Consider the following 24814-nt stretch of genomic DNA (forward strand, 5'->3'; position numbering starts at 1 on the left):
AAAGGGACCAAATTAACGGGACCAAACTAGAAGGACCACTTAAAAGGACTAACCGTATCGAGAGCGACTAACAGGTTTCTCGACGTGGAGAGAGAAACTAACAATTTCCCGGCGGGGCTAACTTTAAGTCATGCTGTCCCCAGTATCGGAAGGTTGGGGACAGGCCACGAGCAGGTCGCGGCAGCTAGTGGGCGGTGTCTTCGGCGACGAGGAGGTCGGTGATAATGCCATCTGCGAGTAGGCGTCCAGACTTGGTCACACGGAGGCGGTCACCAGCCTGTTCAAGCAGGCCGCGCTCGATGAAACGCGCAGCTACAGGCTCGGCGGCCGGCGCGAGCCAGGACGCAGGGATGCCCTCGCGCAGACGCAGACCCAGCATGATGCGCTCGGTGTGGCGGTCAGCCTCCGTGAGCTGCTCGCAGTCCTTGATGGGCAACTGCCCCGCTTCAACCGCCTTGATATAGGTCCGCGGGTTCTTCACGTTGAAGAAGCGCTCGTCGCCTAAGTGCGAATGCGCGCCCGGGCCCACGCCCCACCAGTTGCCGTCGACCCAGTAGATGCGGTTGTGCTGGCACTCCCCGCCCGGCTTGGCCCAGTTGGAGACCTCGTACCATTCAAGACCAGCGGCTTCGAGCGTGGAAGAAATCATCTCGTAGCGCCGAGCCAGCACATCCTCATCCGGTGCGGGCAGCAGTCCCTTCGATACCTTGCGGGCCATGCGCGTGCCGTCTTCCACGATGAGCGAATACGCACTGATGTGGTCCACCCCGGTGTCCAAGGCGCACTCGAGAGTCAAGGCAACATCGGCGTCCTCTTCTGTCGGCGTTCCGTAAATCATGTCCAGGTTGACGTGCTCGAAGCCCGCGGCAACAGCCTCGCGGGCGGCATCGAAGGCGCGGCCCGGGGTATGGGCCCGCTCCAATACCGCGAGCACGCCCGGGGAGGCGGACTGCATGCCGAGCGAGAGGCGGGTAAAGCCGGCGTCGAGAAGCCCGGTGAAATACTCCGGCGACGTGGACTCCGGGTTGGATTCCGTGGTGACTTCCGCGCCTGGGGCCAAGCCAAAGGTGTCGCGAACGCGGCCCAAAATTCGGCCAAGCCCGTCGGCGCCTAGCAGGCTCGGCGTGCCGCCACCGATAAAAACGGTCTCCGCTTCGCGGCCCACCTGAGCCGCCGCCATCTCCAGCTCTTTTTCCAAGGCTGAGAGATAATCACTGGTCAGGTCCCCTCCCAACTCACCCGGGGTATAGGTATTGAAGTCGCAATAGCCACACCGTGAGGCACAGAAGGGCACGTGAATGTAAAGACCAAAGGGATCCATGGGGAACAAAATAACCGACTGAACCGTTGAAGCGGTAGTCTATAGTGCAGATTTGCTTCCCCGATAGTGAAAGAAAGGCCCCCTTTTCGTGGAACCTCCGAGTCGATGTCCCCGCTGCCAACCCAAGGCGGTGGGGTAAGCCGTGTTATCTGCCATCCTGATGATTGTGGCGGGTTTCGCCGTCATCGCTCTCATTATCGTGGCCAACGCGTACTTCGTGGCGCAGGAATTCGCCTTCATGTCGGTGGACCGCACGCAGCTGCGCCAGCGCGCTGCAACCGGGGATAAATCGGCAGAGCGCGCACTCAAAATTACGCAGAAAACATCCTTCATGCTCTCCGGCGCGCAGCTGGGCATCACGATTACAGGCCTGCTCATTGGTTATGTGGCCGAGCCCCTCGTGGGCCAAGGCCTGGGCCAGCTGCTCGGCGGCGTGGGCGTGCCGGTCGGTGTGTCCGTCGCCGTGGGTACGGTAACCGCACTGGCGGTATCGACGGTTCTCACGATGCTCTTCGCCGAGCTCTTCCCCAAGAACTACACCATCGCCGCACCCATGAAGTCAGCCCTGTGGCTCTCCGCGTCCACCATGTGGTACCTGCGGATTTTCGGATGGCTGGTCCACTTCTTCGAGTACTCCTCCAACGCCCTGCTCAAGGTCTTTGGCATCGAGCCAGTGGAGGATGTCGATTCTTCCGCCACCACCGATGACTTGGAGTCCATCGTGGATGCCTCCCACGAGGCGGGTGACTTGGATGAGGACACCTACCTGGTCCTCGACCGCCTCCTCGACTTCCCCGAGCATGACGTCGGACATGCCATGATTCCGCGCTCGCGCGTGGATGTCATCGAGCCGGAGACCACCATCGGTGAGGTCCGCGAGATGATGTCGGAGAACCACACGCGCTACCCCATCATCGATGATGAGCACAGTCCCATCGGTGTGGTGCACCTCTACGATGTGCTGGGCACTGAGCTGCCTCCGGCTACCCCAGCCCGCGAAATCATGAAGGAACCCGTGGTGGTGCCGGAGCTCATGCCGCTTCCCGACGTCGTCACAGAGCTTCGCGACGCCGACGAGAAACTCGCCTGCGTCATCGACGAATACGGTGGCTTCGTGGGCATCGTGACCATGGAGGACCTAGCCGAGGAAATCCTTGGCGATGTCACCGACGAGCACGACCTCGAAGAGACCGAAGAAATCACCGAGCAGGACGAAACGCACTGGATCGTCGACGGTGACACGCCTATCGACGAAGTCGAGCGAGCCATCGGCCACGACCTGCCCGAGGGCGATTTCGAAACCGTCGCAGGCCTACTCATCGCACATTCCGGCACGCTGCCGGAGGAAGGCGAGGAACTCTCCATCGAGCTGGAGGCTGAGCCTGACGATTGGGTCGACGGCGACGAGGCTCCGACCCGCACACTCAACGTGCGCGTCGAGGAGATCGACCGCCACGTGCCCTCCGTCTTGGCGCTAGAGCTGGTGGAGGAATTTCCGGAAGGAGAGGATGACTAATGACTGATACTTGGTGGTTTAACCTCATCGTCACCCTGCTCATCATCGCCGCCTCCGCGTTCTTCGTGGTTATCGAGTTCTCCCTCATGGGTGCGCGCCGCAACCGTTTGGAGGAAACCGCGGAGTCCTCGGCGGCCTCGCGCGCGGGCCTACGCTCGCTCAACGAGCTGACCATCATGTTGGCCGGCGCCCAGCTGGGCATTACCGCCGCAACGTTTGTCCTCGGTGCAGTGACCAAGCCCTGGGTCCATCACCTCCTGATGAGCCCGCTCGAAGCGCTGGGCCTGCCGTTGGGCGTTGCGGACGTCGTCTCCTTCCTCCTTGCGCTGTTCATCGTGACCTTCCTGCACTTGGTCATCGGTGAGATGGCGCCAAAATCCTGGGCCATTGCCCACCCGGAGACGGCCCTGCAGCTCATCGCGGTCCCCGCTCGCGGCTTCATTTGGCTCTTCCGCCCGCTGCTGATCTGGATCAACAAGATGGCGAACAAGCTGGTCCGCATGACTGGTGAAGAGCCAGTGGACCGCGCCGGTGCGGCCGGCTACGACGCAGAAACCTTGCGCCATCTGGTCGAGCACTCGCGCCTGACGGGCACGCTTGACGACGACTCCGCCAACCAGATCACCGGCGTCATCGAGTTGGAAGCCGCCACCGCGGCGCAGCTGGCACGCGAGCATGGTTCGGAAATCTTGCCGTTGTCCGCGGATGCCACCGTGGCCGAGCTTCACGACCTCGTGGTGCGCAAGTCCATCATGCGCGTGCTGGTCTACCCCCGTGCCTCACGCATCCCGCGCATCGTCCACGTGCGCGATACCTTGCTCGCGGATCCGGATACCCCGGTGCTGGACTTCTCCCGCCCTGCCCTGGCTGTGGGTTCGTCTTCCACCGTGCAGAAAACCCTGGACCAGATGCGTGCCCGCAACGAGCAGCTTGTTGTCGTGGGCAAGCCCACCAAGGACAAGACCGTGTGGATCCTCACCTGGGATGACATCATGGGCCAGCTGTGGCCACAGATTACGGAGCAGCTGGACCAGGCTGTGCCGACGTCGAAGAACCCGGGCGCCTAGCGCGCGTCCCGGGCCCCTGAATAGCGAAAAGCGCCGCCGAGAGAGGGAATCTCGGCGGCGCTCTTCTTTTGTCCTTGTGTGTTGGCAACAAGGAAGTCTGTGGTGCGGCGACTACGCGGTCGTGGCGGCCTTCTTCTGGCGCTTGGCGCGAACGCGGGCAACAACGGCGTCGATACGCGCTCGCTCCTCCAAGAAGGGCGGCGGGTTATGGCCGCGCATGGTACGCACGAAGGCGGGGTGAGCTTCGACGACGGTATGGCGCCAAGCCTGCACGGCAATAAGGGAGGATTCGCCTGCGCGCTTGTACAGATTCGGCAAGGAGACCACGTCGAGATTGCGAGCTACGGCGTCGGTTTGCGCCAGCACGTACTCAACGAGCTCGCGCAGGTAAGCAGCGACCGCAGCGGTACGGCCGCGCAGGGTTTCCGCCAGTTCCGAGACGACGACGGGTGGGCCCGAAATCGGTAGGCCTTCGGCGAGCGCGCGGGCGGTTAGCTGCTTCGGCTCCTCGACGTCATAGTCGCCGGACGGGGCAGCCGAAATGGTTCCGGATTTCAGGCCGGAGACCAGCGCGTGGCGCAGGCCGATGAGCTCCCCGACGCAGCGCCCGGAATCCACGCGGGCATCTTCGACGATGTCCCCCAGTTCGGCCAAACAGTCGAGGGAGAGTTCATCATCCCAATCCTCGATGGCCTCGATGAGGTGCTCGATATAATCGACGACTTCATCGCCGATGTTGTAGATTTCTTGGGTCAGCTCACGGTGGCGCAGCTCGGCTGCGATCTTGTGCATAGGCTGCCCTTTCCGCGAGAACCTCTAGCTGAGGTTTAGAGTTTTTCTGACCCCGCTGACTCTATTAGAGATCCTCGCGTCGGGCTGCGCGACACTCCGAAGGAATTCACAGACTCCGTCCAGCGGCTGCATGCCACCGGACCGTACCTTCGCCGACGTTACTTCTTGCCGGCGTAGAGGCGCTCGATGTCGGCAGCGTAGCGCTGCGCGACGACGTAGCGCTTAACCTTCATGGTCGGGGTGAGCTCGTTGCTCTCCTCGGTGAGGTCCTGTTCCAGGATGACGAACTTCTTAATGCCCTCAGCATGAGACACCGTGGCGTTGACCTGGTTGATGGCGTCCTGGATGTCGGCGCGTAGCCCCGGATCGGCGGCCACCTCACGCATACCTTTGGCAGCGGAAATGTTGTGCTCAGCCTTCCAGCGCTTGAGGGCGTCCTCATCCAGGGTGAGCAGCACGCCGACGAAAGGCTTACCGTCGCCCACCACCATGGCCTGGGAGATGAGCGGGTGGGAGCGCAGGATGTCTTCCATCGGGCCGGGCGACACATTCTTGCCGCCGGCAGTCACAATGAGGTCCTTCTTGCGTCCAGTGATGACGAGCTTGCCATCCTCATCGATTTCGCCGAGGTCACCGGTGTTGTACCAGCCGTCGTTAAGCGCGCCTTCCGTAGCCTCCGGGTTCTGCCAATAGCCTTTAAAGACGATGTCGCCCTTGATGAGAATTTCGCCGTCCTCATTAATACGCAGCGTCGTTCCACCCAGCGGCGGGCCAACAGTGCCGATGGACTGGTCCACAAAGTCCACCGCGGCCGCAGCGGCGGTCTCCGTCAAGCCATAACCCTCGTAGATGGTCACGCCGATACCGCGGTACCAGTGCAACAGCTCCTGGGAAATGGCCGAGCCGCCAGAGATGCAGTACTTCACCTCGCCACCCATGGCCTCGCGGATGGCCGCGTAGACCAGCTTGTCAAAGGCCTTGTGCTTGGCCTTGAGCACTCGGCTGGGGCCCTCCGGCGTGTCCAACGCCTTGGAGTATTCAATGGCGATCTTCTCCGCACGGTCAAAGATGGCGCCCTTGAAAGCGGACGAGCCGTGTGCCTTGGCCGACGCACCATTGCGCACCTTTTCAAACACGCGAGGCACACCCAAAATCAAGTTGGGGCGCGAACGCGCGAACTCGATGGTGATGGTGCCGAAGTCCGACCAGTGGTTCTGGGAAGCGCCACCAATGGTGACCGCGAGGGACACCGCGCGGCTGAAGACGTGCGCCAACGGCAGGAAGGTCAGCACGTGGGCGCCGGGAACGGCAATGGCGCCAATCGGGTTGGTGAGCAGGCCGCGGGCTTCCGCCAGCCAGTTGCGGTGCGTGAGCATGCAGCCCTTCGGGCGGCCGGTAGTACCTGAGGTGTAGACCAGCGAGGCGACGTCGTCGGTGTTGGTGGCTTCGATACGTTCGTTCACGGCGGCGTCGGAAATCTCGCGGCCTTCGAACTTCAACGTATCGATAGCAGAAGAGTTAATCTCTAGGATGCGTCGCAGCTGGGAGGGCGAGCCGTGCAGCTGTGGTGTACCGTCCTCCTGCAGCTTTAGATGCTTGACCAGCTCGGAATGCTCACGCGTTTCCGTAATGGCGAGGATTGCGCCGGAGTCCTCGATGATCCACTGCACCTGTGACAATGAGGAGGACGGGTACACCGGCACCGAAATAGCGCCGGCGGCCCAGATGGCGTAATCCAAGAGCGACCACTCGTAGCGCGTCGTCGAAATGAGCGCCACGCGGTCGCCCTGCTCGACGCCGAGGGCCATAAGGCCCTTGGCCACCGCATACACCTCTTCAACAAATTCCTTCGCGGTGACGTTGACCCACTCGTAGTTCGCAGGTCGGGTAAACATAACGCCGTGTGGGCGGGCCTTTGCCGTGGCCATCATGGCCGTAAGGCAGGTCTCCCCTTCATCAATCTGGAACTGAGCTTTGGTATGTGCCTCATTTGAAGTCACAGGTGTGTCCTTTCCCACAAAAAGTAATTCCAGCCCACTCTACCAACCGGTTTCATCGCATGCGCACGGAGGGCGTGGCACAATTGAGACCTGTGACTACCCGTGATCTGCTTCAAGAGCTCGCCCAGCGCCACGGAGTGGCCTGCGAGTACACCGCCCAGAACGGACAGCCCGTCTACGTCAGCGAAGAGACGATTACCTATACGCTGCGCGCACTCGGCGTCTCCATCTCCGATCGACCTGATGACGAAGAGCTGACCCAGGCCTTGTTTGAGGATTACCTGGATCGCGCCTCCCGCCCCCTGCCTCCGTGCGTGGTGGCTCGTGAGGGTGCAGAAAAATCCTTTGATGTTCACGTCCATGATGGTGATCCGGTCACGGTCACCATCGAGTTGGAAAACGGCGAGACCCGCCCGACCTATCAGGACCCCAACGACGCCCCGGCTGCCGACGTCGCGGGGACCATGTGGGGCGAGGCCAGCTTCCACGTCCCCGGCGATCTGCCGCTGGGCTTTCACTCTCTGCAGCTCTCCTCGCCGGGCATCGGTGAGTATGAGTGTCCGCTCATCGTCGTGCCCAACCACCTGAGCACGGCCGACCGTTATCTTGAGCGCCCCGCCGCGGGTGCCATGGCGCAGCTGTACTCGGTGCGCTCGAAGAAGTCCTGGGGCATGGGCGATTTCGGCGACTTGGCCGAGCTCGCGGAGACGTTGGCGGAAGACTATGACTTCCTCCTCATTAATCCGCTTCATGCGGGCGAGCCCATCCCGCCGGTAGAGGATTCACCGTATCTTCCGACCACCCGCCGCTTCATCAACCCGATTTATTTGCGCATTGAGGATATCCCGGAGCTGCAGCTGCTGAGCTCGGAGCTGCAGGAAGATGTAGCCGAGCTGGCTGCCGAGTTCCGCGAGCGCAACCACTCTGCCGAAGAGATTGACCGCGATACCATTTTTGAGGCCAAGCTGCAGGTTCTACGGGAGCTCTTCAGCCACGAAATGGCCCCGGAGCGCCGTATGGCCTTTAGCGAATACCAGCGCCGCGAAGGTCGGGGGCTGCGCAACTTCGCTCTGTGGTGCGCGGAAACCGAGCTGGAGCGCCACAGCGGTCGCCGCCATGCACTGGACCTCGATGTCACCGATTTGGCCGAGTTCTACTCCTGGCTGCAGTTCCTCTGCGATGAGCAGCTAGATGCTGCCCAGCGCCGAGCACTGGATGCTGGCATGTCCATTGGACTCGTGACCGATATGGCCGTCGGCATTCACCCGAATGGTGCGGATGCCGTAAACCTGTCGGAATACCTCGCCCCGCAGTGCTCGGTAGGCGCGCCGCCGGATGATTACAACCAACAAGGCCAGGACTGGTCCCAGCCACCATGGCACCCGGTACGTCTGGCGGAATCCGGCTACCAGCCGTGGCGTGACTTGCTGCGCACCATGTTGGGCAACGCTGGCGGCCTGCGCGTCGACCACGTTCTGGGCTTGTTCCGCCTGTACTGGATTCCGCGCCACTCCTCCCCGCTCCACGGCACCTACGTGACCTATAACTGGGAAGCCATGCTTGGCATCTTGGCGCTGGAGGCCGAGCGCGCCGGCGCGGTCCTCGTGGGTGAGGACCTGGGCACCTTGGAGCCATGGGTTCAGACCGCCCTGCGGGACATGGGTGTCTTGGGCACCACGATCATCTGGTTCGAACATGCCGAAGAGGGGCCCACCCCACGCCCGCAGGACCAGTATCGGCGCATGGCGATGTCCTCGGTAGGCACGCACGATCTGCCGCCCACCTTGGCCTTCCTGCGCGGTGACCACATCGCTCTGCGCGCCCGTCTGGGTCTGCTGACCACGTCCGTCGCGGAGGAAGAAGAGCAGGACCGCGAATGGCAGAACGAGGTCAAGGACAACCTGCAGGCCTACGGCATGCTGAACAATCGTGAGAACGAAGAAGACGTCCTCGTCGCTCTCCACGAGTACGTGGCCGGCACGCCCTCGGCGCTCACGGTAACCAACGTTGTGGACATGGTCGGTGACGTGCGCGCACAGAACCAGCCGGGCACGACGAAAGACCAGTACCCCAACTGGTGCATCCCGCTGTGCAATACCGCCGGTGAGCCGGTGCTGCTGGAGGATCTCCCGAAGCAGGAGCTCTACCAGCGCCTCGCCCAGGTATCCAAGCGGCCACGGTAGGCAGATCAACGCCCGCCTAGACGAGCAGCCCCACCACTGCCACGACAACGACGAGCGCAATCATGAGCCACAGGGTCAGGCTCACGCGAGATTTCGGCAGGGCCCGCTTGCGCTGAGGCTGCTCGGGGCGCTCGGGGTCCCAGAGGCCTTCACGGTGATCATCGGGAGTCATGGTCACTTATCCTAGTCCGCCCCTCCACGAGCGTGTACACGCGGTCGATGGCCCACATCAATCCCCACCCCATCACGGTTGCGGCCGGCACTGCGGTGACGGCAAGCACCGCCATTTGCGCCCACACGGGAGCTTGCACGAGCCATTCCATGCCCTCAGGGTAGCCTGTTGGGCATGAGCAGCGCACCTTTCGACGTCACCTGCCCCGCAGGCACCATCACCGGCTACGTCACGGAGGATGTGGCCCACTTCCACTCCATCGAGTATTCCCATATCCCCGGGGATTTCGAGAATCCCGAACCTGCATCTCCACGTGACCAGGATGCGCGTACGCCGCACCCAGAGAAAGTTGCGCTCACCATTACCGCGCCTTCCGCGCCGCTTGTCGACGCTAACCTGACCGCCTCCTCGCTCGCTCCCGTATTGGTCTACGTCCATGGCGGGCGCTACGAGCACGGTTCCCATGAGGACCGCCGTGCGGAGGGAACCCCCACGGCAGAGGCCGGCATCGTACATGTGCAGCTGGGCTACCGCGTTGGTCTTCCGGGCCTGGCGCGCTTTCGCGACGATGAGCCCAACCGCTACCGCGCCATTGAGGACCTGCAGCTGGGGCTGGAGTGGATTCAGTGCAATATCGAATCCTTCGGTGGGGATCCCACCAACGTCACTCTCCTGGGCCAATCCGCTGGTGCCAATGCGGTGCTGTGGCTGGCTCGCCGCGATCACTACCGTGGCGCGTTTCGCCGCGTCATTGCGCTCTCCCCTGGTTTCCCGCGCGAGAGTTTTGAGGAGCGCAAGGCCACGCTGCGCCAGGTGATGAAGAAGCCCATCACACGCTCGTCGCTGGCTTCGATGAGCGAGGAGGAGCTCAACGCCGGCTACAAGAAGTTCCGCACGAAATACAACCTCGATATGGCCCTAGGCCCCACGCCGCTGGAGTGCGCACAGCTTGCCGACGTCCCCCTCGTCCTCGGCAGCACCCGTGACGAGTTCTACAATATCCCGGCCACCGAAAAGATTGACCGCTCGCCCTTCCGCGGGATTGCCTTGCGCTATCTCGCCCCGCGCCTCGGTTTCCCACGCAATGGGTTCAAGCCCTGGTATCAGGTGGCGCAGTTCTTGGATAAAGATCGCCCCACCGGGCGCATGGTGGGCGATGCCATCATCCGCCGCTGGACGGCAGAAGTAGCAGAGAAGGCTCCGGGGCAGACATGGATGGTGGAATTTACCCGCTCCTCGGGGCCTGCGCTGCACTGCGAGGAGCTCCGCCCGCTCTTTGGCCGCACGGAGCTGGCCTCCTGGCTGCAGGAGTTTGTGCGCACCGGCGAGCCCGGCTTCGAGGAATACCGCCCGGAACATGCCATCTGGGAATACAACCTCGATGACGGCTCGCACCGCGTGGCGCACTCCAGCTTGGATTATATTTCCGCGGCCTTCGCCCAGGATGGCAGCCTGCTCTGATCCGGGGGCGTTAAGCTAAAAGGCCGGACTTAGGCCAATTTAGTGCGGAACAATCCCACCTCACCGCCGAAAACCACCAGGTAGCAGTGTCAAGAGTCACGTTGCTCACCCACCCAAGACCTAAGTCAGGCCACAATGACCGTTTCCGTAGAGCACTGCACGTCTCTTCCCAAACGGATTACCTCTTCGCTCCCCTCGCAATGCGCAACGTCTGCATCGCTCCATCGACATGCTGGAAGCATCTTACAAATGGCGTCTGACAAAAGGCGTCTGACAAAAGGCATCAGTCATAAGGCGTTTTCACGGCTGAAAACGCCATTTACTCATTGCAGATGGCGTTTTTAGACCCAAAGATGCCCTTTGCCAGATGCCTTTTACAAAACGCCCTCCTGTCTTAGGTCAATTTAGTGCGGAACAATCCCACCTCACCGCCGAAACCACCAGGTAGCAGTGTCAAGAGTCACGTTGCTCACCCACCCAAGACCTAAGTCAGGCTTCGAGGCCTACCGCCCCGCATTCAGAATGGCTAGCCCAACAGGGCCGCGCGCAGCGGCTCGTGGGTCAGCTCCTCCACCATCCATGGGCTAAAGGCAAAAGGTGTGGCCTCCGCAGCGGCGAGAACCTCGCGGGCAGGAGCCCACGCTAGAGAGTCCACCTCCTCTGGGTTCGGCTTCGGGTCATCGCTGGTCTCAAACAGGTAGACCGGGCAGATTTCATTTTCTACCACGCCGGAGGAATCCACAGCACGATAAGCAAAGTCTGGCAGTACCAAACGCGGCGTGCCGCTCAGGCCCAGCTCGAACTGGGCGCGGCGCACGACGGCGTCGACAGTCGCCTCCCCCGGCCCCGGATGTCCACAGAAAGAGTTGGTCCACACACCGGGCCACGTCTTCTTCGACAAGGCGCGGCGGCTGAGCAAAATGTTGTCGTCGCGCACAACCCATGCAGAGAAGGCGAAGTGCAGCGGTGTATCCGCGGTGTGCACCACAGCTTTGTCTGCCGTGCCGACGGGAGTGCCATCAGGCGAGGCCAAAACGACGAGTTCCGTCATAGATTGAGGTCTCCTACAAAGCGCACATTGCCAATGGTAAAGCGCGCATTCCACAGGTTTCCGGCGGAAACGTTATAGACATACTGAAGGTTGGTCGAAGCTCCTGCGCCCAACGGTTGATCCAAACCCGGCGCGGGCAAGGAGACGTGTACCTCGGGGTCATAAGGCACCGGGTCCACCGTTGCCCAGCCACCGTTGCCGTCGGCGCGCTCGAGGGTGGGTTCCGGGAGGGCGTCGGCAGGCAACGGCAACTCGCCAAGGTTGTGAATCTTCACGGTGAGCACCGTGCCGCCGCCACCGGAGTACAAGCCCTGCAGTTCATATTCGACATTGAGGCCCTCGTCTTTGGCCGGCTCCGCCAGGTTTTCGGTCACCTCGCGGACCTCCACGTCTTTAGCCTCGAACGTTGGTGGTTCCGAGCTGGAGACCACGATGTTGTCCTGGGGACCCACGTCTGGTGGCTGCAGGATGCTGCAGGCAGAGAGAGCAGCCAGACACAGCGGGGCACACGCTAGGGGGAGGTACTTCTTCACCGCGAATCCTTTTCCATCACGTCTACGGTTTCTCCCCTACCTTAGTCCACGGGTTGGATATTCCTATTAAAGGCGTAACATCGGCCGACGATGAACTCTATTCTCCGCATCGTCCGCAGTGCTTCTGCCCTGTGGCCGTTTTATCTCGGCGTCCTTCTAACCGCATCGGTCACCGCGATTCTGTCTCTCCTCACCCCGTTCATTCTCCGCGAGGCTACCGATACCGCCGTGGAAGGCGGCGCCTTGCGCACCATCCTGTGGTGGGTCTTCGCTCTCTTCCTGGCTGATGCGCTGGGCAACGTGGTGAAGAATATCGGCGGCTATATCGGTGACGTCATGGTCTCGCGCCTGCGCCAGATTCTCTCCACGCGCTACTTTGCCAAGCTGCTGTCGGTGCCGCAGGGCTATTACGACAACCAGGTCACCGGCACCATTATCGCGCGCCTTGACCGCTCGATTGCGAACGTGACGCAGTTCTTGCAGTCCTTCTCCAATAACTTCTTCGTCATGCTCATCCAGGCCGCCGCAGTCCTGGTCATCACTGCGGTGTATTACTGGCCGCTGGCGATTCTCTTGGCCGCGCTCTTTCCCATCTACATGTGGCTCACTGCGAAGACGTCGACGCGCTGGCAGAAGTTTGAGGCCATCAAAAATGAGAACATCGACGTGGCCAACGGCCGTTTTGCCGAGGTCATCGGCCAGGTGAAGGTGACCAAATCCTTCGTGGCCGAAGCCCGCGAGCTGGCCTCCTTTGGCGAGCGCTACCGCACCGTGGTGGATACTACGAAACCGCAGTCACGCTGGTGGCATTCCATGGACACCGCGCGCGGCGTAGCCATGGCGCTCATCTTCTTCGGTATCTATGGCCTTATTTTCTGGCGCACGTTGGAAGGCCACTTCTCCATCGGTGACATGGTCATGCTCCTGCAGCTGGTCAACATGGCCAAGCAGCCGGTGTTCATGATGAGCTGGATTGTGGATATCAGCCAGCGCGCCATCACCGGCTCCAAGGATTACTTCAAGGTCATGGAAGAAACCCCGGAGTCCACGGTTAACCCGCAGCTGGTGCGCGCCGCCACGACTTCCGACGTCCCCGAGCTCGACCTTTCCCCTGCCGAGCCCCTCACTCCCACCGAGGGCCACGTCTTTGCCTTTGATGATGTCTCCTTCGCCTACGAAGAGGATAAACCGGTGGTCGACGGCATCACCTTCAGCGCCCACGAAGGCCACAAGGTAGCGCTTGTCGGCGAGTCCGGTGGCGGCAAGTCTACGTTGGTCAACCTGTTGCTGGGCCTGTACCAACCAACCGCAGGAAAGCTGTCGGTGCTGGGGCATGACGTGGCCAAGCTCACGGCAGAACGCCTGCGCGCGTCGGTAGGTGTGGTTTTCCAAGAGTCTTTCCTCTTCTCCGGAACCATCAAGGAAAACATCGCCTACGGCAAACCGGGCGCCACGATGGAGGAAATCGTGGCCGTGGCCAAGCGCGCCAACGCCCACGACTTCATCGAGGAATTCCCCGATGGCTATGACACCGTCATTGGTGAGCGCGGCTTGAAGCTCTCCGGTGGTCAGAAGCAGCGTGTGGCCGTGGCTCGCGCCATGTTGAAAGACGCGCCGATTCTCGTGCTCGATGAGGCCACCTCCGCGCTTGATACCAAGGCCGAACGCGCCGTGCAGGCAGGCTTGGATGAGCTCATGAAGGACCGCACGACGCTGATTATCGCGCACCGCCTGTCCACCATTGCGGACGTGGATACCATCGTCACGCTCGATCGCGGCCGCATCTCCGAGATCGGCTCCCCGGCCGAGCTGGCGCAGTCGGATGGCATCTACGCCGAGCTGCTGCGGTTGACCCAATCCGCCTCCGCCGCCGACCGTAAGAGGCTGAAAAAATACGGATTCGTCCAAGCCACCGACGAGTAAGGTGGGGCGCATGCATTTTCCTAGCCTGAAAGAACTCTCTGCCCGCGGCACCCGCAAGTGGACGGTCTATGACGAGGACGTCATCCCCCTCTGGATCGCAGAATCAGACTTCCTCACCGCCCCCGCGGTCAAGGAGGCCATCCAAGAGGCCGTGGATGCCGAGTCCTTCGGCTACACCCCCGCCCCGAAGGCCTCCGAACTTAATGCCGCCGTGGCTGACTTCTATGAGACGCGCTATGGCTGGCGGCCGCAGCACGTGTTCTGGATCGGGGATGTTGTCCGCGGCCTATTGCTCGGCGTGCAGTACTTCACCGAGGGCCCGGTCATCGTGCCGGTTCCTTCTTACCCGCCGCTGCTGGAGCTTCCGGAAACGGCGGGACGCGAGAAGATTGAGACGTCCCTTGAGCTCGCGGACATCGAGCGCGCCTTTCAGGCCGGGGCCGGTTCCATCCTGCTGTCCCACCCCTACAACCCGCTGGGCATTGTCTTTGATGAAGACTGGCTGCGGGGCCTGGTGGAATTGGCGGACAAATACGATGCCCGCATCCTCTCCGATGAAATCCACGCCCCGCTGGTCTACGAAGGTCGCCACATTCCGCTCGGCGCCTTGTCCGACCGCGTTATTACCGTCACCGCCACGTCCAAGGCATGGAACACCGCGGGCTTAAAGTGCGCGCAGGTGTTCTTTTCCAACACTGCGGACGTCGAGCGTTGGAACTCATTGACCGGCGTGGCTAAGGACGGCACCGGCACGCTCGGCGTGCTGGCAGCGGAAGCCGCCTACCGCCGCGGCGGGGAGTTCTTAGATGAGGAAATCGAATACTTGAAGAAGACCCGTGACTGGCTGGTAGAGGAATTGCCCAAGCGCGTACCAGGTCTCAAGACCTCCCACCCGCAGGCCACCTACCTGCTGTGGTTGGACTTTAGCGAGACCGCTATCGGGGATGACCCGAAGCCCGCCGCTTGGGTTCGCGAGCACGCCAAGGTAGCGCTCAACGAGGGCGTGACCTTCGGTACCGGCGGCGAGCATCATGCCCGTCTCAATTTTGCAACCTCCCGTGAACTGCTCGAAGAGGCACTCGACCGGCTGGAGAAGGCCTTCAGCTAGAATTTACATCTCACGTCATGGGCATTATCCTTAGGAAAATGTCCATAAATGACGTTCAGGCCCCCTCCGCATCTGCCTCGAAGACGGGTTCACCCATCGGCATCGTGATCGTTGCCTCCCTCATGCTCTTCTCCATGTTCTTCGGAGCGGGCAACCTCATCTTCCCGCCGGAGGTCGGTGTCTCCTCCGGCACCAACTTCTGGCCGGCCACCTTGGGTTTCCTCGCCGCCGGTGTGGCCCTACCGGTCTTGGCCGTCATCGCGGTGGCCATCTCCGGCCAATCTGTGCGGGATATCGGAAACCACGGCGGCACGTTCTTCGGCGTGGCCTTCTCCGTCATCGCCTACTTGGCCATCGGCGCCTTCTACGCCTTGCCGCGTACCGGCGCAGTGTCCATGGAAACCGCGATTACCCCGCTGCTCGGCTGGGAGGGAACCTTTGCCAACGGCGCCTTCAACGTCGTCTTCTTCCTTATCGCATTGGCCCTGGCCTGGCGCCCCAATGACATCATCGACACCTTGGGCAAGTTCCTGACCCCGGCGTTGGTCATCCTGCTCGCCGCCCTCATTACCTTGGCCACACTGGCCAATCCCCGCGTGCCTGGCACCCCGACCGAGGAGTACGCCTCCGCGCCCTTCGTCACGGGCCTCTTCGAGGGCTACAACACCATGGACGCCATCGCGGGCCTGGCATTTTCCATCGTCATCGTGACCTCGTTGCGCTCCAAAGGTTTCTCCACCAACCGCGCGCTACTGCGCGGAACCATCACCTCCGCCGTCATCGCGGGCGCCCTGCTCGCCGCTATCTACCTGGGCCTGGCGTGGATTGGCCAAACCATGCCGAATGGTGCCTCCTATGATTCCGGCGCCGCCTTGCTTGCCGACGCCTCCAATCTCACCATGGGTAACGTCGGCCAGGCCGTCTTCTCCGCCATCGTCATCCTGGCGTGCATGACCACCGCCGTGGGCCTGATTTCCGCCACCTCAGAGTTCTTCGCCATGCTCGTGCCGAAAACCGTCTACCACTTCTGGGCTTGCCTCTTTACCGCCCTGTCCATCGCCTTCGCCTTCCAAGGTCTGGACACGGTGCTTGCCGTCGCGGTTCCCTTCATCGTGTTCTTGTACCCGCCGGCTATCTCCCTTATCGCACTGACGCTGCTGCAGCCGGTGGTCAAGCGCTGGGTCACCTTCTACTGGGCCTTCCGCTTGGCGCTCTGGGTCTCCGTGCTGTGGTCGGCCGCGACCTCCCTGGGCGCACCCTTGGACTTCTCTCCTGGCCAGGGCGTAGGCCTCGGCTGGGTTGTTCCCACTCTCCTCGCTTTCGTCGTTGGGGTTATCATCGATGTTGTATCTACAGGATCGAAAGAAAGAAGCGAGTAACTCATGACGCAGCGCGCTGCCTTGTCCATCCTCGATTTCTGCACCATCTACGAGGGCGAATCAGCCTCCGAATCTATGGCTCGATCGGTCGAGCTGGCGCAGCGCGCAGAAGCTTTAGGGTTTAAGCGCATGTGGTACACCGAGCACCACAACATGCCCTCCATTACCTCCTCGTCCCCAGCGGTACTCATCGCTCACATTGGGGCTAAGACCGAACGCATCCGCCTAGGCTCCGGCGGCGTCATGCTGCCTAACCACGCCCCCTACGTCATTGCCGAGCAGTTCGGCACCTTGGCCGAGCTCTACCCCGACCGCATTGACTTAGGTCTGGGCCGCGCCCCGGGCACCGATATGCAGACCCTCGGCCGGGCACTGCGCCGCGATGGCCACGCCGCCGAGCGCTTCCCGGAGGACATCAAGGAGCTGCAAGGCTATCTCTCCGGTAAGTCCCTCATCCCAGGCGTTCAGGCCATCCCCGGCGCTGGCACCAACGTGCCTATCTACATCCTGGGTTCTTCTATGTTTGGCGCATCTCTGGCAGCCAAGTACGGCCTGCCTTATGCCTTTGCCTCACACTTTGCGCCGCAGCACCTTGAGTCCGCCACCTCCTACTACCGCGAGAACTACCAGCCTTCCGAAGCCTTCCCCGAGCCCTATGTGATCGCCGGCGTCAACGTCACCGCCGGTGAGAACGCCGAGGAGGAATTCGAGCGCGTCTGTTTCCGCCGTGTGAAGGCCTTTGTGGGCCGGGGCAAGCAGCTGAGCGACGCCCAAGTGGAACAGATCATCTCCACCGCACAAGGCCAGCAGATTCTCGACATGCTCAAATACTCCGCCGTGGGTACCGGCGAGCACGTGCGCGAGTATCTCACCCAGTTCCAAGAGCTAGCACATGCGGATGAACTCATGATTTCGCTGCAGTCGACAGATCATGAGAAGGTGTTGGGTAACATGGAGACCCTGGCACACGCGTGGGAATTGTAGGGTTTTCTCCATTTGACAAGACTTTTCACCTACGCGTGAATTAATATTCTTCTGCAATAGCAGCGTTAACAAAGAGGAGCATGTCCGTGTCACTTCGCGGTTCCCAGCAGCACAGCAAGATTGCTGACTATCTGCGCGGGCTCATTCGCAGCAAGAAGCTCTCCCCGGGTGACTTTCTACCCAGCGAGGCCGAGCTGTGTGAGCAGTTCTCCTCCTCTCGCGGACCCGTCCGCCAGGCCGTAGCTGCCCTGCGCTCCGAGGGCCTCATCTCCTCCGGCCGCGGCCGCCGCTCAGTGGTATTGGGCCGTTTTACCTCCGAGTCCTTCGACTCCATCTTCTCCGTAACGCACTGGCTGCGCGAGCGCGGCTTCGAGCCCGGCGCGAAAACCCTCTGGCTGGCACGCTGCCCCGCTACAGAGCAGGTGGCCAACTTCCTCCAGGTTGCCGCAGGTGACCCGGTCATCTTCGTGCACCGAGTGCGCAGTGCCAATGGCTTCCCGATCTGTATCGAGCGCATGTTCTTCCCACTCGACGTGGGCAGCCACATCCTCAACTTCGACGCTGACAACGGCTCTATCCACGATCACCTCGGCGCCCAGGGCGTGGAGTTCGACAATGTGAACCGCGAACTTTCCCTAGCCTCTGCGAGCGAGGAAGACGCCCGTTCCCTCAACATCGAGCCGGGAACCCCGCTGTGGCGTCTGCACCTGGACATCTCTGATCACTCCGGCCACCCGGTGGAGTGCACCGAGATTCTCTACTTGGGAGATCGTCTCACGCTCGGCATGACGAGCGTGCGCGGCACCACCTCCCCGCTTGAGGTCAAGCTCTCCGAAGGATGAGAACCCGACTGAGTGTGGTGGGGTTGATGGGGGTGGCGTCGATAAGCGCCTGCTCCGCCGGCTCCACCGCGATCGTGGATTCAGACTCCACGGCGCTGACCCTTGCCACCACCACGCCCGCTACCTCCCTGGACTTCACCACAGTGGGCGGCGCTGCTATCCCGGCCGCGCTCATGAGCAACGTCTACGAGACCCTCGTGCGCATCTCTCCCGACGGCGACATCGAACCGGGCTTGGCCGAGTCCTGGGAGGCCGAGCCCACGCGCTACACCTTCCACCTGCGTGAGGCCGCTTTCTCCAACGGGGAGGCATTTACCGCGCACACCGCCGCGTGGTCCATCAACGCGGTTAAGACGGAGTGGACCAACGGCCTCAAAAAGCAGATGGACGTGGTGGAATCGGCCGAGGCTGTTGACGACCACACGCTCGTCGTTACCCTTTCCCGCCCTTCGGCCGGCTGGCTGTGGTCCATGGGCACCGCGATTGGCGCCATGCGTACCCCTACCGACGCCGTGGGCACTGGTCCTTTCGCCGTGGCGGGATTCTCTCCCGGCGAATATATCGCTCTCGAAGCACGCGACGACTACTGGGGAACCCCGGCTCACGAGGACATCACCATCCGCTACTTCCCCGATTCCCTCACCGCGGTTAACGCTCTGCGCTCCGGCGGGGTGGATGCGGTGTGGGGCGTGCAGAACCCCGAGCTGCTCGATACCCTCGAAGACTCCATTCACACTGCCGTCGGCACGACCAATGGCGAGGTGCTGCTGTCTATGAACAACCAGTCTGCGCCTTTCGACGACCCCCTCGTGCGCCGCGCCGTGGCCTACGGCATAGACCGCCAGGCCGCCAACGACATCCTGTGGGAAGGCCGCGCCCGCGATACTGGCGGTGCTCCGGTTCCGCCGAGTGACCCCTGGTTTAGCGGCAAGAACTACTACCCCTATGATCCCGCGCGCGCCCGTGCGCTTATGGAAGAAGCCGGCGCGGTAGGCACCTCACTGACGTTGACGGTACCCAGCCTGCCCTATGCGCAAACGCTGTCGGAGTTTTTGTACTCCCAGCTCACTGAGGTTGGCTTCGACGTCACGCTTGAGACCGCGGAGTTTCCCGCGGTGTGGCTGAGCCAAGTCATGGGCGCCAAGGACTATCAAATGTCCCTCGTCGCGCACGTCGAGCCGCGCGATATCCCCACCATCTTTGGCAACCCCGAGTACTACATTGGCTATGATTCCGAGCGCGCCCGCACTCTGCTGCAGCAGGACGATATGAGCGGTGCTGTAGACCAGATTATGGCCGATATGCCCGCCCTGACCTTGATGAATATGCCCAATATTGTGCTCTACCGCGAAGGCCTAAGCGGCCTTCAGCCCAATCAGATTACGGACGCTATCGAATTACGAGGCGTGCGATGAGGTTTCTGCGTTTTATCGGCACCCTCTTTGCAGCATCGGTCATCATCTTCCTGCTTATGCGAGCCGTGCCCGGCAACCCAGCGCGCGTAGCACTCGGCGTCAACGCCACCGACGAGGCCGTCGAGAAGCTCACGCACTCCATGGGCCTGGACCGCCCGCTTCTCGTGCAATACCTGGAGTGGATGAAGGGGCTCGTGACAGGCAACTTTGGCATCTCGTTGTCCTCCCAGCAGGACATCACCCCGCTCGTGCTCGACCGCGCCCAGGTCACGCTCTTGCTCATCGGCCTGGCCATCGCGCTGGCGCTGGCGGGCGCTATCCCTATGGGCATTCTGCTGGCCCGTTTTCGCCTGCCCGTGCTCAATGCGGCCACGCAGCTAGGCATCGCGGTACCGAGTTTCTTGGTCGGTATCTTGCTCGTCGCGGTGTTCTCCGTGCGCTTAGGGTGGCTGCCGGCAAACGGCTGGCAACTGCCGCGCGAGGGCCTAAGCCACCTTGTCCTGCCCGTCATTTCCCTCGCCTTGGTTCAGGGCGCAATGCTGACGCGCTACGTGCGCGCCACGCTCATGGAGGAAATGGGCAAAGACTATATCCGCACCGCCCGCTCGCTCGGCGAGTCCCGCACCGAGGCACTCATCCGCCACGGCTTGCGCAATGCTGCCCTGCCCGTCCTCACGGTCACCGGAGTGCAGCTGAGCACGCTCGTGGTCGGCGCAGTGGTCATTGAAAACGTCTTCGTCATCCCCGGTTTGGGCTCCATGTTGCTCGACGCGGTCTCCTCCCGCGACCTCATCACCGTTCAAACTCTCATCATGGTCTTTGTCACCTTTACGCTCACCGTCAACCTGCTCACGGACTTGGCCTACCGCGTCATCGACCCGCGCTTGAAGGAGGCCCGATGAAACCCGGTTACCTCCTCGTTGGGCTTACCGTGGTCCTTGCACTGGTGTCTGTGGTGTGGACGCCTTATGACCCGAACCTCATCTCGCCCGACCGCCTGGCCTCGCCCAGCTTCGAGCACCTCATGGGCACTGACCGCTTCGGCCGCGATACCTTTTCCCGCATCCTCACCGGCGCGCAGGTAACACTTCTCGTTGGCGTGGTTGCGGTGGCCATCGCGGCGCTCATCGGCGTGCCCCTCGGCATCATCGCCGGGATGCGCGGCAGCACCGTCATCATGGCCGCCACCGACCTGCTGCTAGCTTTCCCAGCGTTGTTGCTGGCCATCGTCGCCGGCGCGGTATGGGGCTCATCGACGCTCACGGCCACCATCGCCATCGGTATCGCCGGAATCCCCTCCTTCATCCGCGTCACGCGCTCCGGTACGCTCCAAATCATGACGCAGGACTACATCGCTGCCGCGCGCATTTCCAAGGTCCCGCCGGCGCTCATCGCGTGGCGCCACGTCCTGCCCAACCTGGGCGGCATCATCGCCATTCAGGCCTCCGTCTACTTTGCGCTGGCCGTCCTCGCCGAGGCTGGCCTGTCCTACCTCGGCCTAGGCACTGCCCCTCCGACGGCCTCGTGGGGCCGCATGCTTCACGACGCCCAACCCCTCCTCGCTACCCACCCCCTCCAAGCTGTGTGGCCCGGGCTCGCCATCGCCGGCACCGTGCTGGGATTTAACCTCTTAGGACGCCATGCTGACCGTCACTGACTTACACATCGGCCCCGTCGGCCCCATCAACTTTGAGATTGCTCCCGGCGAGCGCGTAGGCCTAGTTGGCGATTCCGGCAGCGGTAAATCGCTCACTGCCCTGGCCATCATGGGGCTTCTCCCCGACAACCTTCAAGCCACCGGCTCCATCCGCTTTGAAGGCCGCGAGCTGCTTGGTATGCGCGACCGTGAACTGCGCAGGCTTCCCTTGGCCATGGTCTTTCAAGAGCCTATGACCGCCCTCGACCCGCTCATGAAGGTCGCCGAATACGGCCGCTTCCCGCACCAGCTCTCCGGCGGGCAGCGTCAGCGCGCGCTCATCCACATGGCCATGGCCCGCAAACCCAAGCTGCTCATCTGCGATGAGCCCACCACTGCCCTCGACCCCCTCACGCAAGCAGAAATCCTCGACGAAATTTCCGCCGCCACCCAGGACGATACCGCGCTGCTCTTCATCAGCCACGACCACGCAGCCGTCGAGCGCATGTGTGACCGCGTCATCCACATCGGGGATATCACCACGCCTAACCTCAGCCTGCCGCCTACCCCCACTGTGGGCGAACCAGTCATCACTCTTAAGAACGTCACTAAGACTTACCGCGGGGTCACAGCCCTCGATGACGTGTCGCTTAAGGTGCGCGAAGGCGAGCGCCTCGGCATCATCGGCGGCTCCGGCTCCGGCAAGTCCACGCTGCTCAAGCTCCTCACCGGTCTCACCGAGCCCACCAGCGGCACCGTCACCGTCACCAAGCCCCTCCACATGGTCTTCCAGGATCCCAAAAGCTCACTCAACCCGCGGATGCCCGTGTGGAAAATTGTGGCCGAGGGCGGCGGTACGCGCGAGGAAGCCGAGCGCGTGCTTCACGACGTCGGCATCGAGCACATCGAGCGCTACCCCCACGACTTCTCCGGCGGTCAACGCCAACGTATCTCCATTGCCCGAGCCGTTGTGGGCAAACCCGATATTCTCCTCGCGGACGAAGCCGTCTCCGCCCTCGATGCCACCTCCCGCGCGCAGGTTCTTGAGCTGCTTCAGCGCGTGACGAAGGACATGACGCTGGTGTTTGTGTCGCATGACATGGACGTCGTGAAGCACTTGTGTCCCACCGTGGCCGTGCTGCAGGACGGCCGGATAGTGGATCGCGGCGAAACGGGTAAGGTGTTGTCCCGTTATGGAACATCCCCTGCCGCAACGCCCTAGCGCCCTTCAGCTTTTTACCGCGTACAACTCCTCCGCGCGCCGCTGGCCCGGTGCCCTGCGCGCAGCTTTGGCCATCATCATTCCCGGCGCGGTCGCCATCCTCATCGGCCACCCCGATGCCGTACTTCTAGTCTCCGCCGGCGCGTTCTCTGTCATCTATGGCGAGGGGCACCCCTTCCGCACGCGGCGCCGCATTATCCTTACCGCCGGCGCGCTGCTCACGCTCGCGGCCACGGTCGGCTCCCTCATCGATGGCCTGGTCTTAACGGCGATCTTCACGGTGACGCTGGCGACGGTTGGCGCGTTCATGCAGAATGCGCTGCGTCTGCCGCCGCCCGGCACGTTCTTCATGGTGATGGTGGCGGGCGGTTCGACCATGTTGCGCGGGATTTCGCCATGGGAGGTCGCCGGGTGGAGCCTGGCGGGTGTGGCCGCCGGCTATGTGCTGGGCATGTTGCCGCGATTCTGGGATCCGCACGGGCCGGAAACGCGCGCGGTGGCGGCGTTGGAAAAGGCCGCGGATGCCTTCGAAGGGGCCTCGGATATCTTGGCCAAGCACCACCAGGCGCAGTCGGCTTTGTCCACCGCGTGGCAAGCGCTTTCCGACGCCGGCATCATCCGCGGCGGCCGCATCCGCCGCCCCGATCAGGCCTCACTGGTGCATCGCACTTTGGCCGCGCAGCAGCGCATCGTGGCCCATCACCAGCAGGTAGGAGGCAACTCGGATGACCTGTCGGATGCGCCTACCTATGTTGACCCCAACCGCACCACGATTCCGCACACGAAACCTACGATGCGCTATCGCATTTATCGGGCGGCCGTGGGCAATTCCCATGCGGTGGTCACGGCAGAAAAGATTGCGCTGGGTGGTCTGGCTACGGCTTTCATTGGCTTGGCACTGGGGCTCAGCCGCCCAGACTGGGGCGCGGTGTCGGTACTGTTGCTTCTGCAGTGGGGACCAGATCGGGTGCCGGGCACGATTCGAGGCGTGCAACGCATGTTGGGCTCGGTTTTAGGCGTGTGCGTCTTTGCACTCATCGCCTGGTTTAGTCCGCATGGCTGGGCGCTACTGTTGGCGTTGGCTGCGTGCCAGTTCTGCGCAGAGATTCTCGTGGTGAAGAACTACGCGCTGTGTGTTATTTTCTCTACTCCTTTGGCGCTGCTGATGGGCAACTCACAAGGGCATCTAGCACACACGATTGGCCAGCGTATGGCGGAGATTGGATTGTCGGTAGTGGTGGCCATGGTGGTGCTGTGGTTGTGGAAGCCGCATGCGCAGGTGACCAATCATTACCGCCTGCAAACGCGCTGCCTCGAGGCCATGGCGGCTCTGCTTGGCGCGCTGCTCATCAAGACTCCTGAGGAAGCACTGGCACAGCGCCGCGACCTGCATTACGAGTTGCTGTCGGAGCGCCGCAGTATCCAATCCCTCGCCGCCAACGACTCCACCATCGATCCCTTCTGGCAGCGCCACACTGCCCTGCAAACAGCCGGCTATTTTCTGCTGGATTTCTGCGTGGTCAACCCGCTCTCACAGCCCAGCCGGGCAGAGCTCAACACGCTTATTGAAAAGGTTACCGAAGCGGAAACTCGTCAATGACCTCATAGCGCGGCCCGCCCCCGCGGCCTTCCCCGAGGAAAGACTGCACCAAACTTATCTCGCTCACCACAAATTCTGGGCCGCGATACACGCTGAGTGCATGGACTGCATCGGGGATAAGCCACGGGTCGCGCGTGCGGCGCGCCTCGCGGGCCAAGGTGAGATGCGGGCGGGATGGCTCGAGCATGAGGTGTTTGATGCGGCCTTGCACACCGGTCCACAGCACGTGTTTGTCGAAGGACCCCGCCCCGCTTAGGTTCAGCGTCACCGGCGAGCCCTCGATACCGCGAAGCATCTCGCGGACCTCGGCGGCGTCGTTGGGCTGCTCCCCGAAGAAATCCAAGGTGATGTGCCAATTGTCCGGATCGACCCAGCGCAGCCCATTGTCCTTCAGCGGGCGCACCGCCCGCACGAGATGTTCACACGCTTCGGGGGAGGGAAAGAGTGCGCTGAACAGGCGGATCATTTCACCGTCAACAGGAGTTTCGGATCTAATACGTGCTCTTCAATGCGCTCGAAGACGGCAAAGGCCTCCTCCAGCTCGCGGACATTCTCATCAAAATTAGGCAGCGGCATGGCATTCCAATCGACGCAGAAATAAGTGCCCTT

The 24814-nt window shown here is 62.2% G+C and carries 22 protein-coding genes; 14 read left to right on the plus strand and 8 right to left on the minus strand.

The genetic code is table 11. The features are described from left to right. Window positions 1-184: 184 nt before the first annotated feature. Window positions 185-1321 carry a radical SAM family heme chaperone HemW gene (hemW, locus tag HMPREF2875_RS04445; RefSeq protein ID WP_070670685.1) on the minus strand — a complete coding sequence of 379 codons (1137 nt, stop codon included), beginning with the start codon at window positions 1319-1321 and terminating at the stop codon, window positions 185-187. 142 nt (window positions 1322-1463) lie between these two features. On the opposite strand from hemW, the gene HMPREF2875_RS04450 reads away from it, so the two are divergent. Both HMPREF2875_RS04450 and HMPREF2875_RS04455 read left to right on the plus strand, forming a co-directional pair. Further along, on the plus strand, window positions 1464-2837 hold the full coding sequence (locus tag HMPREF2875_RS04450; protein WP_070670687.1) for a hemolysin family protein: 1374 nt from the start codon (window positions 1464-1466) through the stop codon (window positions 2835-2837). Further along, window positions 2837-3904 carry a CNNM domain-containing protein gene (locus HMPREF2875_RS04455; RefSeq protein ID WP_070670689.1) on the plus strand — a complete coding sequence of 356 codons (1068 nt, stop codon included), beginning with the start codon at window positions 2837-2839 and terminating at the stop codon, window positions 3902-3904. The genes HMPREF2875_RS04450 and HMPREF2875_RS04455 overlap by 1 nt, the downstream gene beginning before the upstream one ends. A 111-nt stretch (window positions 3905-4015) precedes the next feature. Here the strand turns inward: HMPREF2875_RS04455 and HMPREF2875_RS04460 are convergent, their stop codons facing one another. Together HMPREF2875_RS04460 and HMPREF2875_RS04465 are read right to left on the minus strand one after the other, a co-directional pair. Beyond that, window positions 4016-4696, minus strand: coding sequence for a hypothetical protein (locus HMPREF2875_RS04460; RefSeq protein ID WP_070670691.1), 681 nt, complete (start codon window positions 4694-4696; stop codon window positions 4016-4018). 158 nt (window positions 4697-4854) lie between these two features. Next, window positions 4855-6696 carry an AMP-dependent synthetase/ligase gene (locus HMPREF2875_RS04465; RefSeq protein WP_070670693.1) on the minus strand — a complete coding sequence of 614 codons (1842 nt, stop codon included), beginning with the start codon at window positions 6694-6696 and terminating at the stop codon, window positions 4855-4857. A gap of 59 nt (window positions 6697-6755) precedes the next feature. On the opposite strand from HMPREF2875_RS04465, the gene malQ reads away from it, so the two are divergent. Beyond that, a complete protein-coding gene (gene malQ / locus HMPREF2875_RS04470) occupies window positions 6756-8879 on the plus strand; it encodes a 4-alpha-glucanotransferase (RefSeq protein WP_239107442.1) in 2124 nt (707 codons plus the stop codon). 16 nt (window positions 8880-8895) lie between these two features. Here malQ and HMPREF2875_RS13675 read toward each other — a convergent pair whose 3' ends face one another. Further along, the gene (locus tag HMPREF2875_RS13675) at window positions 8896-9051 is read right to left on the minus strand and encodes a hypothetical protein (RefSeq protein ID WP_168165563.1); all 156 of its coding nucleotides are present in this window, start codon (window positions 9049-9051) and stop codon (window positions 8896-8898) included. Further along, window positions 9038-9202 carry a hypothetical protein gene (locus HMPREF2875_RS13680; protein WP_168165564.1) on the minus strand — a complete coding sequence of 55 codons (165 nt, stop codon included), beginning with the start codon at window positions 9200-9202 and terminating at the stop codon, window positions 9038-9040. The genes HMPREF2875_RS13675 and HMPREF2875_RS13680 overlap by 14 nt, the downstream gene beginning before the upstream one ends. Before the next feature lie 23 nt (window positions 9203-9225). On the opposite strand from HMPREF2875_RS13680, the gene HMPREF2875_RS04475 reads away from it, so the two are divergent. Continuing rightward, window positions 9226-10512, plus strand: coding sequence for a carboxylesterase family protein (locus HMPREF2875_RS04475; protein WP_070670695.1), 1287 nt, complete (start codon window positions 9226-9228; stop codon window positions 10510-10512). 526 nt (window positions 10513-11038) lie between these two features. Here HMPREF2875_RS04475 and idi read toward each other — a convergent pair. Together idi and HMPREF2875_RS04485 are read right to left on the minus strand one after the other, a co-directional pair. Further along, complete coding sequence (idi, locus tag HMPREF2875_RS04480) at window positions 11039-11563, minus strand: isopentenyl-diphosphate Delta-isomerase (protein WP_070670697.1); 525 nt, start codon at window positions 11561-11563, stop codon at window positions 11039-11041. Beyond that, a complete protein-coding gene (locus HMPREF2875_RS04485; protein ID WP_070670699.1) occupies window positions 11560-12096 on the minus strand; it encodes a hypothetical protein in 537 nt (178 codons plus the stop codon). Before HMPREF2875_RS04485 ends, idi begins: the two co-directional genes overlap by 4 nt. Window positions 12097-12186: 90 nt before the next feature. Between HMPREF2875_RS04485 and HMPREF2875_RS04490 the strand changes: the two genes are divergently transcribed. The 10 genes from HMPREF2875_RS04490 to HMPREF2875_RS04535 all read left to right on the plus strand — a co-directional run bounded on the left by HMPREF2875_RS04490 (window position 12187) and on the right by HMPREF2875_RS04535 (window position 24205). Next, the gene (locus HMPREF2875_RS04490) at window positions 12187-14019 is read left to right on the plus strand and encodes an ABC transporter ATP-binding protein (RefSeq protein ID WP_070670701.1); all 1833 of its coding nucleotides are present in this window, start codon (window positions 12187-12189) and stop codon (window positions 14017-14019) included. A gap of 10 nt (window positions 14020-14029) precedes the next feature. After that, on the plus strand, window positions 14030-15127 hold the full coding sequence (locus HMPREF2875_RS04495; RefSeq protein WP_070670702.1) for a MalY/PatB family protein: 1098 nt from the start codon (window positions 14030-14032) through the stop codon (window positions 15125-15127). A 38-nt stretch (window positions 15128-15165) separates the two neighbouring features. Then, entirely contained in the window at window positions 15166-16506 is a 1341-nt protein-coding gene (gene brnQ, locus HMPREF2875_RS04500; RefSeq protein ID WP_070670704.1) for a branched-chain amino acid transport system II carrier protein, read from the plus strand. Window positions 16507-16509: 3 nt separating this feature from the next. Continuing rightward, entirely contained in the window at window positions 16510-17490 is a 981-nt protein-coding gene (locus tag HMPREF2875_RS04505) for an LLM class flavin-dependent oxidoreductase (RefSeq protein ID WP_070670706.1), read from the plus strand. Between the two features lie 80 nt (window positions 17491-17570). After that, a complete protein-coding gene (locus HMPREF2875_RS04510; RefSeq protein ID WP_371327553.1) occupies window positions 17571-18332 on the plus strand; it encodes a GntR family transcriptional regulator in 762 nt (253 codons plus the stop codon). Continuing rightward, on the plus strand, window positions 18329-19747 hold the full coding sequence (locus HMPREF2875_RS04515; RefSeq protein WP_246817027.1) for an ABC transporter substrate-binding protein: 1419 nt from the start codon (window positions 18329-18331) through the stop codon (window positions 19745-19747). Before HMPREF2875_RS04510 ends, HMPREF2875_RS04515 begins: the two co-directional genes overlap by 4 nt. Beyond that, a complete protein-coding gene (locus tag HMPREF2875_RS04520; protein WP_070670710.1) occupies window positions 19744-20649 on the plus strand; it encodes an ABC transporter permease in 906 nt (301 codons plus the stop codon). The genes HMPREF2875_RS04515 and HMPREF2875_RS04520 overlap by 4 nt, the downstream gene beginning before the upstream one ends. Then, on the plus strand, window positions 20646-21404 hold the full coding sequence (locus tag HMPREF2875_RS04525; RefSeq protein ID WP_070670713.1) for an ABC transporter permease: 759 nt from the start codon (window positions 20646-20648) through the stop codon (window positions 21402-21404). Before HMPREF2875_RS04520 ends, HMPREF2875_RS04525 begins: the two co-directional genes overlap by 4 nt. Continuing rightward, entirely contained in the window at window positions 21388-22605 is a 1218-nt protein-coding gene (locus tag HMPREF2875_RS04530) for an ATP-binding cassette domain-containing protein (protein ID WP_070670715.1), read from the plus strand. Before HMPREF2875_RS04525 ends, HMPREF2875_RS04530 begins: the two co-directional genes overlap by 17 nt. Continuing rightward, on the plus strand, window positions 22577-24205 hold the full coding sequence (locus HMPREF2875_RS04535) for an FUSC family protein (RefSeq protein ID WP_070670716.1): 1629 nt from the start codon (window positions 22577-22579) through the stop codon (window positions 24203-24205). Before HMPREF2875_RS04530 ends, HMPREF2875_RS04535 begins: the two co-directional genes overlap by 29 nt. On the opposite strand, the gene thpR is transcribed toward HMPREF2875_RS04535, so the two are convergent. Then, window positions 24180-24671 carry an RNA 2',3'-cyclic phosphodiesterase gene (gene thpR, locus HMPREF2875_RS04540; protein ID WP_083311846.1) on the minus strand — a complete coding sequence of 164 codons (492 nt, stop codon included), beginning with the start codon at window positions 24669-24671 and terminating at the stop codon, window positions 24180-24182. The genes HMPREF2875_RS04535 and thpR overlap by 26 nt on opposite strands. Window positions 24672-24814 lie beyond the last annotated feature (143 nt).

This window comes from Corynebacterium sp. HMSC078H07 (genome assembly GCF_001812805.1).
Classification (GTDB): domain Bacteria; phylum Actinomycetota; class Actinomycetes; order Mycobacteriales; family Mycobacteriaceae; genus Corynebacterium.

Coding starts and splice junctions, on each gene's coding strand:
- hemW (WP_070670685.1), bottom strand. CDS start 1,321: ATGGATCCCTTTGGTCTTTACATTCACGTGCCCTTCTGTGCCTCACGG.
- HMPREF2875_RS04455 (WP_070670689.1), top strand. CDS start 2,837: ATGACTGATACTTGGTGGTTTAACCTCATCGTCACCCTGCTCATCATC.
- HMPREF2875_RS04460 (WP_070670691.1), bottom strand. CDS start 4,696: ATGCACAAGATCGCAGCCGAGCTGCGCCACCGTGAGCTGACCCAAGAA.
- malQ (WP_239107442.1), top strand. CDS start 6,756: ATGCGCACGGAGGGCGTGGCACAATTGAGACCTGTGACTACCCGTGAT.
- HMPREF2875_RS13675 (WP_168165563.1), bottom strand. CDS start 9,051: ATGACTCCCGATGATCACCGTGAAGGCCTCTGGGACCCCGAGCGCCCC.
- HMPREF2875_RS13680 (WP_168165564.1), bottom strand. CDS start 9,202: ATGGAATGGCTCGTGCAAGCTCCCGTGTGGGCGCAAATGGCGGTGCTT.
- HMPREF2875_RS04475 (WP_070670695.1), top strand. CDS start 9,226: ATGAGCAGCGCACCTTTCGACGTCACCTGCCCCGCAGGCACCATCACC.
- idi (WP_070670697.1), bottom strand. CDS start 11,563: ATGACGGAACTCGTCGTTTTGGCCTCGCCTGATGGCACTCCCGTCGGC.
- HMPREF2875_RS04490 (WP_070670701.1), top strand. CDS start 12,187: ATGAACTCTATTCTCCGCATCGTCCGCAGTGCTTCTGCCCTGTGGCCG.
- HMPREF2875_RS04495 (WP_070670702.1), top strand. CDS start 14,030: ATGCATTTTCCTAGCCTGAAAGAACTCTCTGCCCGCGGCACCCGCAAG.
- brnQ (WP_070670704.1), top strand. CDS start 15,166: ATGTCCATAAATGACGTTCAGGCCCCCTCCGCATCTGCCTCGAAGACG.
- HMPREF2875_RS04505 (WP_070670706.1), top strand. CDS start 16,510: ATGACGCAGCGCGCTGCCTTGTCCATCCTCGATTTCTGCACCATCTAC.
- HMPREF2875_RS04510 (WP_371327553.1), top strand. CDS start 17,571: ATGTCCGTGTCACTTCGCGGTTCCCAGCAGCACAGCAAGATTGCTGAC.
- HMPREF2875_RS04515 (WP_246817027.1), top strand. CDS start 18,329: ATGAGAACCCGACTGAGTGTGGTGGGGTTGATGGGGGTGGCGTCGATA.
- HMPREF2875_RS04520 (WP_070670710.1), top strand. CDS start 19,744: ATGAGGTTTCTGCGTTTTATCGGCACCCTCTTTGCAGCATCGGTCATC.
- HMPREF2875_RS04525 (WP_070670713.1), top strand. CDS start 20,646: ATGAAACCCGGTTACCTCCTCGTTGGGCTTACCGTGGTCCTTGCACTG.
- HMPREF2875_RS04530 (WP_070670715.1), top strand. CDS start 21,388: ATGCTGACCGTCACTGACTTACACATCGGCCCCGTCGGCCCCATCAAC.
- HMPREF2875_RS04535 (WP_070670716.1), top strand. CDS start 22,577: ATGGAACATCCCCTGCCGCAACGCCCTAGCGCCCTTCAGCTTTTTACC.
- thpR (WP_083311846.1), bottom strand. CDS start 24,671: ATGATCCGCCTGTTCAGCGCACTCTTTCCCTCCCCCGAAGCGTGTGAA.